General features: G+C 56.0%; 12 protein-coding genes. All 12 read left to right on the plus strand.

The window, feature by feature from the left end; genetic code table 11:
• Positions 1-5 precede the first annotated feature (5 nt).
• Positions 6-1,772 carry a peptidoglycan glycosyltransferase FtsI gene (ftsI, locus tag J4613_RS08695; RefSeq protein ID WP_000642235.1) on the plus strand — a complete coding sequence of 589 codons (1,767 nt, stop codon included), beginning with the start codon at positions 6-8 and terminating at the stop codon, positions 1,770-1,772.
• Positions 1,759-3,246, plus strand: a complete 1,488-nt coding sequence (murE, locus tag J4613_RS08700; RefSeq protein ID WP_000775073.1) for a UDP-N-acetylmuramoyl-L-alanyl-D-glutamate--2,6-diaminopimelate ligase — start codon at positions 1,759-1,761, stop codon at positions 3,244-3,246. Before ftsI ends, murE begins: the two co-directional genes overlap by 14 nt.
• Complete coding sequence (gene murF, locus J4613_RS08705; protein WP_023209234.1) at positions 3,243-4,601, plus strand: UDP-N-acetylmuramoyl-tripeptide--D-alanyl-D-alanine ligase; 1,359 nt, start codon at positions 3,243-3,245, stop codon at positions 4,599-4,601. Before murE ends, murF begins: the two co-directional genes overlap by 4 nt.
• On the plus strand, positions 4,595-5,677 hold the full coding sequence (gene mraY / locus J4613_RS08710; RefSeq protein WP_000964138.1) for a phospho-N-acetylmuramoyl-pentapeptide-transferase: 1,083 nt from the start codon (positions 4,595-4,597) through the stop codon (positions 5,675-5,677). Before murF ends, mraY begins: the two co-directional genes overlap by 7 nt.
• A gap of 2 nt (positions 5,678-5,679) precedes the next feature.
• On the plus strand, positions 5,680-6,996 hold the full coding sequence (gene murD / locus J4613_RS08715) for a UDP-N-acetylmuramoyl-L-alanine--D-glutamate ligase (protein ID WP_000796443.1): 1,317 nt from the start codon (positions 5,680-5,682) through the stop codon (positions 6,994-6,996).
• Positions 6,996-8,240 carry a cell division protein FtsW gene (gene ftsW, locus J4613_RS08720; RefSeq protein WP_001239803.1) on the plus strand — a complete coding sequence of 415 codons (1,245 nt, stop codon included), beginning with the start codon at positions 6,996-6,998 and terminating at the stop codon, positions 8,238-8,240. Before murD ends, ftsW begins: the two co-directional genes overlap by 1 nt.
• Positions 8,237-9,304 carry an undecaprenyldiphospho-muramoylpentapeptide beta-N-acetylglucosaminyltransferase gene (murG, locus tag J4613_RS08725; protein ID WP_000016613.1) on the plus strand — a complete coding sequence of 356 codons (1,068 nt, stop codon included), beginning with the start codon at positions 8,237-8,239 and terminating at the stop codon, positions 9,302-9,304. Before ftsW ends, murG begins: the two co-directional genes overlap by 4 nt.
• 118 nt (positions 9,305-9,422) lie before the next feature.
• Positions 9,423-10,898, plus strand: a complete 1,476-nt coding sequence (murC, locus tag J4613_RS08730) for a UDP-N-acetylmuramate--L-alanine ligase (protein ID WP_001096070.1) — start codon at positions 9,423-9,425, stop codon at positions 10,896-10,898.
• Positions 10,891-11,811 (plus strand): D-alanine--D-alanine ligase, encoded by a 921-nt coding sequence (locus tag J4613_RS08735; RefSeq protein ID WP_111742463.1) that lies wholly within the window; start codon positions 10,891-10,893, stop codon positions 11,809-11,811. The genes murC and J4613_RS08735 overlap by 8 nt, the downstream gene beginning before the upstream one ends.
• A 1-nt stretch (position 11,812) precedes the next feature.
• On the plus strand, positions 11,813-12,643 hold the full coding sequence (ftsQ, locus tag J4613_RS08740) for a cell division protein FtsQ (protein ID WP_000075728.1): 831 nt from the start codon (positions 11,813-11,815) through the stop codon (positions 12,641-12,643).
• Positions 12,640-13,902 (plus strand): cell division protein FtsA, encoded by a 1,263-nt coding sequence (ftsA, locus tag J4613_RS08745; protein ID WP_000588463.1) that lies wholly within the window; start codon positions 12,640-12,642, stop codon positions 13,900-13,902. Before ftsQ ends, ftsA begins: the two co-directional genes overlap by 4 nt.
• Before the next feature lie 60 nt (positions 13,903-13,962).
• Positions 13,963-15,114, plus strand: coding sequence for a cell division protein FtsZ (gene ftsZ / locus J4613_RS08750; protein ID WP_000462785.1), 1,152 nt, complete (start codon positions 13,963-13,965; stop codon positions 15,112-15,114).
• Positions 15,115-15,168: the final 54 nt, after the last annotated feature.

Raw genomic sequence — 15,168 nt, forward strand, 5'->3', positions numbered from 1 at the left:
GACGCATGAAAGCAGCGGCAAAAACGCAAAAATCGAAACGCCAGGAAGAACAGACCAACTTCATCAGTTGGCGTTTTGCGTTGCTGTGCGGCTGTATTTTACTGGCGCTGGTTTTTTTACTTGGACGCGCGGCGTGGCTACAGATTATCGCCCCGGATATGCTGGTGCGTCAGGGCGATATGCGTTCGCTGCGTGTTCAGGAAGTCTCCACCTCACGCGGTATGATTACCGACCGTTCCGGGCGTCCACTGGCGGTCAGCGTACCGGTTAAGGCGATCTGGGCCGACCCGAAAGAAGTTCATGACGCCGGCGGCATCAGCGTTGGCGATCGCTGGAAAGCGCTTTCTACTGCGCTCAATATTCCACTCGATCAGCTCTCCGCCCGTATCAACGCCAACCCGAAAGGGCGTTTTATTTATCTGGCGCGCCAGGTAAATCCTGACATGGCGGACTACATCAAAAAACTCAAACTGCCGGGCATTCATTTGCGTGAAGAGTCCCGCCGCTACTACCCGTCAGGAGAAGTAACCGCTCACCTCATCGGTTTTACCAACGTCGACAGTCAGGGGATTGAAGGCGTTGAAAAGAGCTTTGATAAGTGGCTTACCGGTCAGCCTGGCGAGCGAATCGTGCGTAAAGACCGCTATGGCCGCGTGATTGAAGATATCTCCTCCACTGATAGTCAGGCAGCGCACAACCTGGCGTTAAGCATTGATGAACGCTTACAGGCGCTGGTTTACCGCGAACTGAACAACGCGGTGGCGTTTAACAAGGCGGAATCCGGTAGCGCGGTGCTGGTCGATGTCAATACCGGTGAAGTACTGGCGATGGCGAATAGCCCTTCCTATAACCCCAACAACCTTGCCGGTACGCCGAAAGACGCGATGCGTAACCGTACCATCACCGACGTGTTTGAACCAGGTTCTACGGTTAAGCCGATGGTGGTGATGACTGCGCTTCAGCGCGGTATAGTCAACGAAAATACGGTGTTGAATACCGTTCCATACCGAATTAACGGCCACGAAATTAAAGACGTGGCGCGCTACAGCGAATTAACCCTGACCGGGGTTCTACAGAAGTCGAGTAACGTCGGTGTATCCAAGCTGGCGTTAGCGATGCCGTCCTCAGCGTTAGTAGATACTTACTCACGTTTTGGGCTAGGAAAGGCGACCAATTTGGGGTTGGTCGGAGAACGCAGTGGCTTATATCCTCAAAAACAACGGTGGTCCGACATAGAGAGGGCCACCTTCTCTTTCGGCTACGGGCTAATGGTAACGCCGTTACAATTAGCGCGAGTCTATGCAACGATCGGCAGCTATGGCATTTATCGCCCGCTGTCGATTACCAAAGTTGATCCGCCTGTACCCGGCGAACGCATCTTCCCTGAATCCACCGTACGCACCGTGGTGCATATGATGGAAAGCGTGGCGCTGCCGGGCGGCGGCGGCGTGAAGGCGGCGATTAAAGGCTACCGTATCGCGATTAAAACCGGTACGGCGAAAAAAGTGGGGCCGGACGGTCGCTACATCAACAAATACATTGCTTACACCGCAGGCGTCGCGCCTGCGAGTCAGCCGCGCTTCGCGCTGGTGGTTGTCATCAACGATCCGCAGGCGGGTAAATACTACGGCGGCGCCGTTTCCGCGCCGGTATTTGGTGCCATCATGGGCGGCGTTCTGCGCACCATGAACATCGAACCGGACGCGCTGGCAACGGGCGAAAAAAATGAATTCGTAATTAATCAAGGCGAGGGAACAGGTGGCAGATCGTAATTTGCGCGACCTTCTTGCTCCGTGGGTGGCTGGACTACCCGCGCGAGAACTGCGAGAGATGACGCTCGACAGCCGTGTGGCTGCGGCGGGCGATCTCTTTGTGGCAGTGGTGGGTCATCAGGCGGACGGGCGTCGATATATCCCGCAGGCGATAGCGCAAGGCGTAGCTGCCATTATTGCAGAGGCGAAAGACGAGGCGAGCGACGGTGAGATTCGCGAAATGCACGGCGTACCAGTCGTCTATCTCAGCCAGCTCAATGAGCGTTTATCTGCGCTGGCGGGCCGCTTTTACCATGAGCCATCTGAAAACATGCGTCTGGTGGCGGTGACCGGCACCAATGGCAAGACCACCACCACCCAACTACTGGCGCAGTGGAGCCAGTTGCTCGGCGAAACCAGCGCAGTGATGGGGACGGTAGGTAACGGACTGTTGGGTAAAGTGATCCCGACGGAGAACACAACCGGTTCCGCAGTGGATGTTCAGCATGTGCTGGCCAGTCTGGTTGCGCAGGGCGCGACCTTCGGCGCGATGGAAGTCTCTTCTCACGGCCTGGTGCAGCATCGCGTGGCGGCGCTGAAATTTGCCGCCTCCGTGTTTACTAATTTGAGCCGCGACCATCTCGACTATCATGGCGATATGGCGCATTACGAGGCGGCAAAATGGATGCTTTATTCCACCCACCATCACGGTCAGGCAATCGTCAACGCCGATGATGAAGTTGGACGCCGCTGGCTGGCGTCGCTACCCGATGCGGTCGCGGTATCAATGGAAGGGCATATCAACCCTAACTGTCACGGTCGTTGGCTGAAAGCGGAGGCGGTGGAGTACCACGACCGCGGAGCGACGATTCGTTTTGCTTCAAGTTGGGGTGAAGGCGAAATCGAAAGCCGCCTGATGGGCGCGTTTAACGTCAGCAACTTACTGCTGGCATTGGCGACGCTGCTGGCGCTGGGCTATCCGTTAACGGATTTGCTGAAAACCGCCGCGCGTTTGCAGCCAGTTTGCGGGCGTATGGAAGTGTTCACTGCGCCAGGCAAACCGACGGTGGTGGTGGATTACGCGCACACGCCGGATGCGCTGGAAAAAGCGTTGCAGGCGGCGCGCCTGCACTGCGCCGGAAAATTGTGGTGCGTCTTTGGCTGTGGCGGGGATCGTGACAAAGGTAAGCGCCCACTCATGGGGGCCATTGCCGAAGAATTCGCGGATATCGTCGTGGTGACTGACGATAACCCGCGTACCGAGGAGCCGCGCGCCATTATCAACGATATTCTGGCCGGAATGCTGGACGCCGGGCAGGTCAGGGTAATGGAAGGCCGCGCTGAGGCGGTAACCAATGCCATTATGCAGGCAAAAGACAATGACGTCGTGCTGATTGCAGGTAAAGGGCACGAGGACTACCAGATTGTCGGCACGCAGCGTCTTGATTATTCAGACCGCGTGACCGCAGCGCGTTTGCTGGGGGTGATCGCATGATTAGCGTAACGCTCAGCAAAATTGCCGATGTCCTTGGCGCCGAACACCGCGGGGCGGATCTCACGCTCGATACGGTCATTACCGACACACGGAAAGTGACGCCGGGATGCCTGTTCGTGGCGCTGAAAGGGGAACGCTTTGATGCGCATGATTTTGCTGATAAAGCAAAAGCGAACGGCGCTGGCGCCCTGCTGGTCAGTCGTCCTCTGGATATCGATCTTCCGCAGGTGATTGTAAAAGACACGCGTCAGGCATTTGGCCAACTGGCCGCCTGGGTACGTATGCAGGTACCGGCGCGGGTGGTGGCGTTAACCGGTTCGTCCGGCAAAACCTCGGTCAAAGAGATGACCGCCGCGATTCTTAGCCAGTGCGGAAATACTCTGTATACCGCAGGCAATTTTAACAACGACATCGGCGTGCCGATAACGCTGCTGCGCTTAAACCATGATTATGACTATGCGGTAATCGAGTTAGGCGCTAATCACCAGGGAGAAATCGCCTGGACCGTTAGCCTGACGCGCCCGGAAGCGGCGCTGGTCAATAACCTGGCGGCGGCGCATCTGGAAGGTTTCGGCTCGTTGGCCGGCGTGGCGAAAGCGAAAGGCGAAATCTATACCGGTTTGCCTGAGAACGGTATTGCGATTATGAATGCCGATAATAATGACTGGCTGAACTGGCAAAGCATTATTGGCGATCGTCAGGTGTGGCGCTTTTCGCCGAATGCGGCAAACAGCGACTTTACCGCTGCGAATATCCACGTGACGTCACACGGTACCGAATTTACCCTGCAAACGCCGATGGGTAGCATTGATGTGCTGCTGCCGTTGCCGGGGCGGCACAATATTGCCAACGCGCTGGCGGCCGCTGCTTTATCAATGGCGGTGGGGGCGACGCTGTCGGCGATTAAAGCAGGGCTGGCGGCGTTAAAAGCCGTACCCGGGCGTCTGTTCCCGATTCAGCTAAGTGAAAACCAACTGGTACTGGATGACGCTTATAACGCCAACGTCGGTTCGATGACCGCCGCAGTGCAGGTCCTTTCTGAAATGCCCGGCTACCGCGTGCTGGTGGTAGGCGATATGGCCGAGCTGGGCGCAGAAAGCGAAGCGTGCCACATCCAGGTTGGCGAGGCCGCAAAAGCGGCGGGTATTGATCGCGTGTTAAGCACCGGAAAACTCAGTCAGGCTATCAGCCACGCCAGCGGCGTCGGCGAACATTTTGCCGATAAAGCCGCGCTCATTGCGCGTTTACACGCTCTGCTTCAGGAGCAACCAATGATGACTATTTTAGTGAAAGGATCACGCAGCGCCGCGATGGAAGATGTGGTTCATGCGTTACAGGAGAAAGGTTCATGTTAGTTTGGCTGGCCGAGCATTTGGTCAAATATTATTCCGGCTTTAACGTCTTTTCTTATCTGACGTTTCGCGCCATCGTCAGCCTGTTGACCGCGCTGTTCATCTCTTTATGGATGGGCCCGCGTATGATCGCTCGTCTGCAAAAACTCTCTTTTGGCCAGGTGGTACGTAACGATGGCCCGGAATCGCACTTCAGTAAACGCGGTACGCCAACGATGGGCGGCATCATGATCCTGACGGCGATTGTGATTTCCGTTCTGTTATGGGCTTACCCGTCTAACCCGTACGTCTGGTGCGTGCTGGTGGTATTGATTGGCTACGGCATTATCGGTTTTGTCGATGACTACCGCAAAGTGGTGCGGAAAGATACCAAAGGGCTGATTGCGCGCTGGAAATATTTCTGGATGTCGGTTATCGCGCTCGGCGTGGCCTTTGCGCTTTATCTCGTCGGGAAAGACACGCCCGCGACCCAACTGGTGGTGCCGTTCTTTAAAGATGTTATGCCGCAATTGGGGCTGTTTTACATTCTGCTGTCCTACTTTGTTATCGTCGGTACGGGTAACGCCGTAAACCTGACCGACGGGCTTGATGGCCTGGCGATCATGCCGACTGTTTTCGTTGCCGCCGGCTTTGCGCTGGTGGCCTGGGCGACCGGGAACATGAACTTCGCCAATTACCTGCATATTCCGTATTTACGCCATGCGGGCGAGCTGGTGATTGTCTGTACGGCGATTGTCGGCGCGGGATTAGGATTCTTGTGGTTTAACACCTATCCGGCGCAGGTTTTTATGGGCGATGTCGGATCGCTGGCGTTGGGCGGTGCGTTGGGCATTATCGCCGTGCTGCTGCGTCAGGAATTTCTGCTGGTGATCATGGGCGGCGTCTTTGTGGTGGAAACTCTGTCGGTCATCCTGCAGGTGGGCTCCTTTAAACTACGCGGACAGCGTATTTTCCGTATGGCGCCTATCCATCACCACTATGAACTGAAAGGCTGGCCGGAACCGCGCGTGATTGTGCGCTTCTGGATTATTTCGCTGATGCTGGTGCTGATTGGCCTGGCAACGCTGAAGGTACGTTAATCATGGCTGATTACCAGGACAAAAACGTCGTCATTATTGGTCTGGGCTTAACCGGACTCTCTTGCGTGGACTTTTTTCTCGCCCGCGGCGTGACGCCGCGGGTGATGGATACTCGCGTGACGCCGCCGGGTCTGGATAAGCTGCCGCAAGAGGTTGAGCGTCACGTTGGCGGCCTGAACGACGAGTGGCTCTTAGCGGCGGATTTAATCGTCGCCAGCCCTGGTATTGCTCTGGCACATCCCTCTCTTAGCGCTGCCGCCAGCGCTGGAGTGGAAATTGTCGGCGATATCGAACTGTTTTGCCGCGAAGCGCAGGCGCCGATTGTGGCCATCACCGGCTCGAACGGCAAAAGCACCGTGACCACCTTAGTGGGCGAGATGGCGAAAGCGGCGGGCGTCAATGTCGGCGTTGGCGGCAATATCGGTCTTCCGGCGCTGATGCTGCTGGATGCCGATCGCGAATTGTACGTGCTGGAATTATCCAGTTTCCAACTGGAAACTACCTCAAGTTTGCAAGCGGCGGCGGCAACGGTGCTCAACGTCACTGAAGATCATATGGACCGGTATCCGTTTGGTTTGCAACAGTACCGGGCGGCGAAACTGCGCGTCTACGAGAAGGCGAAAGTGTGCGTAGTGAATGCCGATGACGCGTTGACGATGCCGGTACGCGGGGCCGATGAACGCTGCGTTAGCTTTGGCGTCAATATGGGCGATTATCACCTTAATCGTCAGCAGGGCGAAACCTGGCTGCGAGTCAAAGGCGAGAAGGTGCTGAACGTGAAAGAGATGAAGCTTTCCGGGCAGCATAACTATACCAATGCGTTAGCGGCGCTGGCGCTGGCGGATGCCGTAGGTCTGCCGCGCGCCAGCAGTTTGAAGGCGTTGACGACATTTACCGGTCTGGCGCATCGCTTCCAGCTGGCGTTGGAGCATAACGGCGTTCGTTGGATCAACGACTCGAAAGCGACCAATGTCGGCAGTACCGAAGCGGCGCTAAACGGTTTGCATGTGGACGGTACGCTGCATCTGCTGCTGGGCGGCGACGGTAAGTCGGCAGACTTTTCTCCGCTGGCGCGCTATCTGACCGGCGACCGTATCCGCCTGTATTGCTTTGGGCGCGATGGCGCGCAGCTTGCCGCGCTGCGTCCGGAAATCGCCCAACAGACTGAGACGATGGAAGAGGCGATGCGTTTGCTGGCGCCGCGCGTTCAGCCGGGAGATATGGTGCTGCTGTCGCCCGCCTGCGCCAGCCTCGATCAGTTTAAAAATTTTGAGCAACGGGGCGATGTCTTTACCCGTCTGGCGAAGGAGTTAGGTTGATGCGTTTATCTCTCCCCCGTCTGAGAATGCCGCGCGTACCAGGCTTTGGCCTCCTGGCCTGGCTGTTTGCGGCGCTTAAAGGCTGGGTGATGGCTTCGCGCGATAAAGACGCCGACAGTCTGATCATGTATGACCGCACGCTGCTATGGCTGACCTTCGGGCTGGCGGCGATTGGTTTTGTCATGGTGACGTCGGCCTCCATGCCAGTCGGGCAGCGCCTGGCGAACGATCCGTTTTTGTTTGCCAAACGTGATGCGCTCTATATCTTCCTGGCATTTTGTCTGGCGATGGTCACGCTACGTTTGCCCATGACCTTCTGGCAAAAATACAGCACGACGATGCTGATTGCGTCGATCATTATGCTGCTTATTGTGCTGGTCGTCGGGAGCTCGGTCAACGGGGCGTCGCGCTGGATTGCGCTGGGGCCGCTGCGTATTCAGCCTGCGGAGTTTACCAAGCTGTCGCTGTTCTGCTACCTCGCGAACTATCTGGTGCGTAAGGTTGATGAGGTGCGAAATAACCTGCGCGGCTTTTTAAAACCAATGGGCGTGATTCTGGTGCTGGCGGTGTTACTGCTGGCGCAGCCTGACCTCGGGACGGTGGTCGTACTGTTTGTCACCACGCTGGCGATGCTGTTTCTCGCCGGGGCGAAATTATGGCAGTTCATCGCCATTATCGGGATGGGCATCTCGGCGGTGATTCTGTTAATCCTCGCCGAACCGTATCGTATTCGCCGCGTTACCTCGTTCTGGAACCCCTGGGAAGATCCGTTCGGCAGCGGTTATCAGCTGACGCAGTCGCTGATGGCTTTTGGTCGCGGTGAGATATGGGGGCAAGGGCTGGGGAATTCGGTGCAGAAACTGGAGTATTTGCCGGAGGCGCACACCGATTTCATCTTCGCCATTATTGGGGAAGAACTGGGTTATATCGGTGTGGTATTGGCGCTTTTAATGGTATTCTTCGTCGCTTTTCGCGCGATGTCGATTGGCCGTAAGGCATTGGAGATTGACCACCGTTTTTCCGGATTTTTAGCGTGTTCTATCGGTATCTGGTTTAGTTTCCAGGCGCTGGTAAACGTTGGCGCGGCCGCGGGGATGCTGCCGACCAAAGGCCTTACGCTGCCGCTGATCAGTTATGGCGGGTCGAGTCTGTTGATTATGTCGACGGCCATTATGTTTTTATTACGTATTGATTATGAAACGCGTCTGGAAAAAGCGCAGGCGTTTACACGAGGTTCTCGATGAGTGGTCAACCGAAGCGGTTAATGGTGATGGCGGGCGGTACCGGCGGGCACGTGTTCCCGGGACTGGCCGTTGCGCATCATTTAATGGCCCAGGGCTGGCAGGTTCGCTGGCTGGGTACCGCCGATCGTATGGAAGCGGATTTAGTGCCGAAGCATGGCATCGACATTGACTTTATTCGGATCTCCGGTCTGCGCGGTAAAGGCGTAAAAGCGCTTCTGGCGGCGCCGCTGCGGATTTTTAACGCCTGGCGGCAGGCGCGGGCGATCATGAAGCGGTTTAAGCCGGATGTCGTGCTGGGAATGGGCGGTTATGTTTCCGGCCCCGGCGGTCTTGCCGCCTGGTCATTGGGTATTCCGGTCGTTTTGCATGAGCAAAACGGTATCGCCGGGCTAACCAATCAGTGGCTGGCCAAAATCGCGACCACGGTGATGCAGGCGTTTCCCGGTGCGTTCCCGAACGCGGAAGTGGTGGGTAACCCGGTGCGTACCGACGTACTGGCGTTGCCGTTGCCGCAGGTGCGTCTGGCCGGTCGTGACGGCCCGATTCGCGTGTTGGTGGTCGGCGGTTCTCAGGGGGCGCGAGTCCTGAACCAGACGATGCCGCAGGTTGCCGCCAGACTGGGCGATACGGTTACAATCTGGCATCAAAGCGGAAAAGGCGCGCAGCTCACGGTAGAGCAGGCATATGCCGGGGCGGGACAACCGCAACATAAGGTAACGGAATTTATCGATGACATGGCCGCCGCCTATGCGTGGGCGGATGTGGTGGTATGTCGTTCCGGCGCTTTAACGGTGAGCGAGATCGCCGCCGCCGGATTACCGGCGATATTCGTGCCGTTTCAGCATAAAGACAGGCAGCAGTACTGGAATGCGCTGCCGTTAGAAAACGCCGGCGCAGCTAAGATTTTTGAGCAGCCGCAGTTTACTGTAGAGGCTGTCGCCGACACCCTGGCGGGGTGGTCGCGCGAGGCGTTGTTAACCATGGCGGAGCGTGCCCGCGCGGTATCCATTCCGGATGCTACCGAACGCGTCGCCAGTGAAGTCAGCCGGGTTGCCCGGACATAATTTGTGGCGGTGCCTTTTGCATCGCAGGGTTTTTCTACCCTCAATAATTTGGGTTGCAGGCAAGCCAACGCATCTGCAATTTGAAGTATGGCGGGTATTGGAGTTAATGGCGTAAAGAATGAATACACAACAACTGGCAAAACTGCGTTCCATCGTGCCCGAAATGCGTCGCGTTCGGCACATTCACTTTGTCGGCATCGGTGGTGCTGGTATGGGCGGTATTGCCGAAGTTCTGGCCAATGAAGGGTATCAGATCAGTGGTTCCGATTTAGCGCCGAATCCGGTGACCCAGCAGTTGACGAGCCTGGGGGCGACGATTTTCTTTAACCATCGTCCGGAAAATGTGCGTGATGCCAGCGTGGTCGTCGTTTCCAGCGCAATTTCCGCGGATAACCCGGAAATTGTCGCGGCGCATGAAGCGCGTATTCCGGTTATTCGCCGTGCGGAAATGCTGGCGGAACTGATGCGTTTTCGCCACGGCATCGCCATTGCCGGGACGCACGGAAAAACCACAACGACCGCGATGGTGTCCAGTATTTATGCCGAAGCGGGGCTGGACCCGACTTTCGTGAATGGCGGACTGGTGAAAGCCGCAGGCGTTCATGCGCGTCTGGGCCATAGTCGTTACCTGATTGCCGAGGCAGATGAGAGCGACGCATCTTTCCTGCATTTGCAGCCGATGGTCGCGATCGTCACCAACATCGAAGCCGACCATATGGATACCTATCATGGCGACTTTGAAAATTTAAAGCAGACGTTTATTAACTTCCTGCATAACCTGCCGTTCTATGGTCGCGCGGTAATGTGCGTCGACGATCCGGTCATCCGCGAGTTGCTGCCGCGGGTGGGGCGTCAGACCACGACGTATGGCTTTAGCGAGGATGCTGACGTCCGCGTAGAAGATTATCAGCAGATAGGGCCGCAGGGGCACTTTACGCTGTTGCGCCAGGGAATGCCGGATCTGCATGTCACGTTGAATGCGCCGGGTCGCCACAATGCCCTGAATGCCGCTGCGGCAGTGGCGGTAGCGACCGAAGAAGGCATCGCCGATGACGCTATCCTGCGCGCGCTGGAAAGCTTCCAGGGGACCGGGCGTCGTTTTGACTTCCTCGGCGAGTTCCCGCTTGAGCCGGTGAATGGTAAAGCCGGGACGGCGATGCTGGTGGATGACTATGGCCATCATCCGACCGAAGTAGACGCCACCATTAAAGCTGCGCGAGCAGGGTGGCCGGATAAAAACCTGGTGATGCTGTTTCAGCCGCACCGTTACACGCGCACGCGCGATCTGTATGACGATTTCGCCAATGTGCTGACCCAGGTCGATGCGCTGCTGATGCTGGACGTTTACCCGGCGGGTGAAGCGCCGATTCCGGGCGCGGATAGCCGTTCTTTATGTCGTACGATTCGTAATCGGGGAAAAATTGACCCGATTCTGGTTTCCGATCCGGCTCAGGTTGCGACAATGTTAGCGCCGGTGCTGACGGGTAACGACTTGATATTAGTGCAAGGCGCAGGAAATGTTGGCAAAATTGCGCGTTACTTATCTGAAATCAAGCTGAAGCCGCAAATCCAGGAGGAAGAGCAACATGGCTGATAAAATCGCGGTCCTGTTGGGCGGAACCTCTGCGGAGCGGGACGTTTCGTTAAATTCCGGCGCGGCAGTGTTGGCCGGGCTACGTGAAGGCGGCATTAATGCGCATCCCGTCGATCCGCAAGAGGTCGATGTCGCGCAGCTTAAAGCAATGGGCTTTCAGAAGGTCTTTATTGCGTTGCATGGCCGTGGCGGTGAAGATGGCACCTTACAGGGAATGCTTGAACTGCTCGGCCTGCCTTATACCGGCAGCGGCGTGATGGCCTCGGCGCTTTCCATGGATAAACTGCGCAGTAAATTGCTGTGGCAGGGCGCAGGCTTACCGGTTGCGCCGTGGGTCGCGCTGACGCGCGCTGAGTTTGAAAAAGGCCTTAGCGAAGAACAAAAAGCGCGAATTTCGGCGCTGGGTTTACCGCTGATCGTCAAACCCAGCCGTGAAGGCTCCAGCGTCGGTATGACGAAAGTAGTAGAAGAAAATGCTTTACAGAGTGCGTTATCATTGGCTTTTCAGCATGATGACGAAATACTGATTGAGAAATGGCTGTGCGGTCCGGAATTTACGGTGGCGATAGTTGGCGAAGAAATTTTACCGTCAATTCGTATCCAACCGGCAGGAACCTTCTATGATTATGAGGCGAAGTATCTCTCTGATGAGACTCAGTATTTCTGTCCTGCCGGTTTAGAAGCGTCCCAGGAAGCCGCGCTACAGTCTCTCGTCCTGCAGGCATGGAAAGCTTTAGGCTGCACGGGATGGGGGCGTATTGACGTCATGCTGGACAGCGATGGTCAGTTTTATCTGCTGGAAGCCAATACTTCTCCGGGGATGACCAGCCATAGTCTGGTGCCGATGGCGGCGCGTCAGGCGGGAATGAGCTTCTCGCAGTTAGTGGTACGAATTCTGGAGTTGGCGGACTGATATGTCGCAGGCTGCGCTGAACACGCGAAACAGTGATGAAGAGACGCCTTCTTCACGCCGCAATAATGGAACGCGTCTTGCAGGTATTTTATTTCTGCTGACGGTACTGTGCACCGTGTTTGTTAGCGGGTGGGTCGTGTTAGGGTGGATGGAAGATGCGCAGCGTTTACCGTTATCAAAGCTGGTATTAACCGGCGAGCGTCACTATACGCGTAACGATGATATCCGTCAGGCGATACTGGCTCTGGGCGCGCCGGGAACCTTCATGACGCAGGATGTGAACATTATCCAGAGCCAGATTGAGCGTTTGCCGTGGATTAAACAGGCCAGCGTCAGAAAACAGTGGCCTGATGAATTGAAGATTCATCTGGTTGAATATGTGCCGATTGCGCGTTGGAATGATCAACATATGGTCGATGCTGAAGGGAACACCTTCAGCGTGCCGTCAGACCGCATCGGCAAACAGGTTTTACCCATGTTGTATGGCCCGGAAGGCAGCGCGAGTGAAGTGTTGCAGGGATACCGCGAGATGGGGCAGGTGCTGGCTAAGGATAAATTCACTCTAAAGGAAGCGGCGATGACCGCACGTCGCTCCTGGCAATTGACGCTTAATAACGGCATTAAGCTCAATCTCGGCAGGGGCGATACGATGAAAAGGTTGGCTCGCTTTGTAGAACTCTATCCGGTTTTACAGCAGCAGGCGCAAACCGATGGCAAACGGATTAGCTACGTTGATTTGCGTTATGACTCAGGTGCGGCAGTTGGCTGGGCGCCGCTCCCCCCTGAGGAATCTAATCAGCAACAGAATCAGGCACAGGCAGAACAACAATGATCAAGGCGACGGACAGAAAACTGGTAGTAGGACTGGAGATTGGCACCGCGAAGGTTGCCGCTTTAGTAGGGGAAGTTCTGCCCGACGGTATGGTCAATATCATTGGCGTGGGCAGTTGCCCATCGCGGGGTATGGATAAAGGCGGGGTGAATGACCTTGAGTCAGTGGTGAAATGCGTTCAGCGCGCCATTGACCAGGCGGAATTGATGGCTGATTGCCAGATCTCCTCGGTATATCTGGCGCTTTCCGGCAAACATATTAGCTGTCAGAATGAAATTGGTATGGTGCCCATTTCCGAAGAGGAAGTGACGCAGGAAGATGTGGAAAACGTCGTGCATACTGCGAAGTCAGTGCGCGTGCGCGATGAACATCGCGTGCTGCATGTGATTCCTCAGGAGTACGCCATTGACTACCAGGAAGGCATTAAAAATCCGGTCGGTCTTTCCGGCGTGCGTATGCAGGCGAAAGTACATTTGATTACCTGCCACAACGATATGGCAAAAAACATTGTCAAAGCTGTTGAACGTTGTGGTCTGAAAGTTGACCAACTGATATTTGCCGGACTGGCGGCCAGTTATTCCGTGTTAACGGAAGATGAACGTGAACTGGGCGTCTGTGTCGTGGATATCGGCGGTGGTACAATGGATATCGCCGTTTATACTGGCGGCGCGCTGCGTCATACCAAAGTGATCCCTTACGCGGGGAACGTGGTGACCAGCGATATCGCTTATGCCTTTGGTACGCCGCCGAGCGATGCTGAAGCCATTAAAGTCCGCCACGGTTGCGCGCTGGGCTCCATTGTCGGTAAAGACGAAAGCGTTGAAGTACCGAGCGTAGGCGGGCGTCCGCCGCGCAGCCTGCAACGTCAGACGCTGGCGGAAGTGATTGAGCCGCGTTACACCGAGCTGCTCAATCTGGTCAACGAAGAGATATTGCAATTACAGGAACAGCTTCGCCAACAAGGGGTAAAACATCACCTGGCGGCGGGGATTGTGTTAACCGGCGGCGCGGCGCAAATCGAAGGGCTTGCTGCTTGCGCTCAGCGCGTGTTTCATACGCAGGTGCGTATCGGCGCGCCGCTGAATATCACCGGTCTGACGGATTATGCCCAGGAGCCGTATTACTCAACGGCGGTGGGATTGCTTCACTACGGGAAAGAGTCCCACTTAAACGGTGAAGCAGAAGTGGAAAAACGTGTTACGGCATCAGTTGGCTCGTGGATCAAGCGACTTAATAGCTGGCTGCGAAAAGAGTTTTAATTTTTATGAGGCCGCCAGATATTACGGCCTCAGGCGACAGGCACATGACGGAGAGAGATTATGTTTGAACCTATGGAACTAACCAACGACGCGGTGATTAAAGTCATCGGCGTCGGTGGTGGCGGCGGTAACGCTGTTGAACACATGGTGCGCGAGCGCATCGAAGGTGTTGAATTCTTCGCGGTGAATACCGACGCTCAGGCGTTGCGTAAAACGGCGGTTGGCCAGACCATTCAAATTGGTAGCGGCATTACCAAAGGTCTGGGCGCTGGCGCTAACCCGGAAGTCGGTCGTAACGCGGCGGACGAAGACCGTGAAGCGCTGCGTGCGGCGCTTGAAGGCGCAGACATGGTATTTATCGCGGCAGGCATGGGCGGCGGTACCGGAACCGGCGCGGCGCCAGTGGTTGCTGAAGTGGCAAAAGATTTAGGTATTCTGACCGTTGCCGTGGTGACTAAGCCTTTCAATTTTGAAGGCAAAAAGCGCATGGCATTTGCGGAGCAGGGTATTACCGAGCTGTCCAAGCATGTGGACTCGTTGATCACCATCCCGAACGACAAGCTGCTGAAAGTGCTGGGTCGTGGTATCTCCCTGCTCGACGCGTTCGGCGCGGCTAACGACGTGCTGAAAGGCGCGGTTCAGGGTATCGCAGAGCTGATCACCCGCCCGGGCCTGATGAACGTCGACTTTGCTGACGTGCGTACCGTGATGTCTGAAATGGGCTACGCAATGATGGGCTCCGGCGTGGCGAGCGGTGAAGACCGTGCGGAAGAAGCGGCTGAAATGGCTATTTCTTCTCCGCTGCTGGAAGATATCGACCTGTCCGGCGCGCGCGGCGTGTTGGTCAACATTACGGCGGGCTTCGACCTGCGTCTGGATGAGTTCGAAACCGTCGGTAACACCATCCGTGCCTTTGCATCGGATAACGCCACCGTGGTTATCGGTACTTCTCTGGACCCGGATATGAACGACGAACTGCGCGTGACCGTTGTTGCCACTGGAATTGGTATGGACAAGCGTCCTGAAATCACTCTGGTCACCAATAAACAGGTGCAGCAGCCGGTGTTGGATCGTTATCAGCAGCACGGTATGGCGCCGCTGACGCAGGAGCAAAAAACGGTTGCGAAAGTGGTTAACGACAATACACCACAGGCGGCGAAAGAGCCGGATTATCTGGATATCCCCGCATTCCTGCGTAAGCAAGCTGATTAAGAATTAGCTGGAATTTGGGATTCTGGGCTCTTTGTGCTAAACTGGCCCGCCGAA

The organism is Salmonella sp. 32020114201800008SM (assembly GCF_017572025.1).
Classification (GTDB): domain Bacteria; phylum Pseudomonadota; class Gammaproteobacteria; order Enterobacterales; family Enterobacteriaceae; genus Salmonella; species Salmonella enterica.

What these genes read in the sequence shown, in the direction of transcription:
- ftsI (WP_000642235.1), top strand. Translation starts at nt 6, where the DNA reads ATGAAAGCAGCGGCAAAAACGCAAAAATCGAAACGCCAGGAAGAACAG.
- murF (WP_023209234.1), top strand. Translation starts at nt 3,243, where the DNA reads ATGATTAGCGTAACGCTCAGCAAAATTGCCGATGTCCTTGGCGCCGAA.
- mraY (WP_000964138.1), top strand. Translation starts at nt 4,595, where the DNA reads ATGTTAGTTTGGCTGGCCGAGCATTTGGTCAAATATTATTCCGGCTTT.
- murD (WP_000796443.1), top strand. Translation starts at nt 5,680, where the DNA reads ATGGCTGATTACCAGGACAAAAACGTCGTCATTATTGGTCTGGGCTTA.
- ftsW (WP_001239803.1), top strand. Translation starts at nt 6,996, where the DNA reads ATGCGTTTATCTCTCCCCCGTCTGAGAATGCCGCGCGTACCAGGCTTT.
- murG (WP_000016613.1), top strand. Translation starts at nt 8,237, where the DNA reads ATGAGTGGTCAACCGAAGCGGTTAATGGTGATGGCGGGCGGTACCGGC.
- murC (WP_001096070.1), top strand. Translation starts at nt 9,423, where the DNA reads ATGAATACACAACAACTGGCAAAACTGCGTTCCATCGTGCCCGAAATG.
- J4613_RS08735 (WP_111742463.1), top strand. Translation starts at nt 10,891, where the DNA reads ATGGCTGATAAAATCGCGGTCCTGTTGGGCGGAACCTCTGCGGAGCGG.
- ftsQ (WP_000075728.1), top strand. Translation starts at nt 11,813, where the DNA reads ATGTCGCAGGCTGCGCTGAACACGCGAAACAGTGATGAAGAGACGCCT.
- ftsA (WP_000588463.1), top strand. Translation starts at nt 12,640, where the DNA reads ATGATCAAGGCGACGGACAGAAAACTGGTAGTAGGACTGGAGATTGGC.
- ftsZ (WP_000462785.1), top strand. Translation starts at nt 13,963, where the DNA reads ATGTTTGAACCTATGGAACTAACCAACGACGCGGTGATTAAAGTCATC.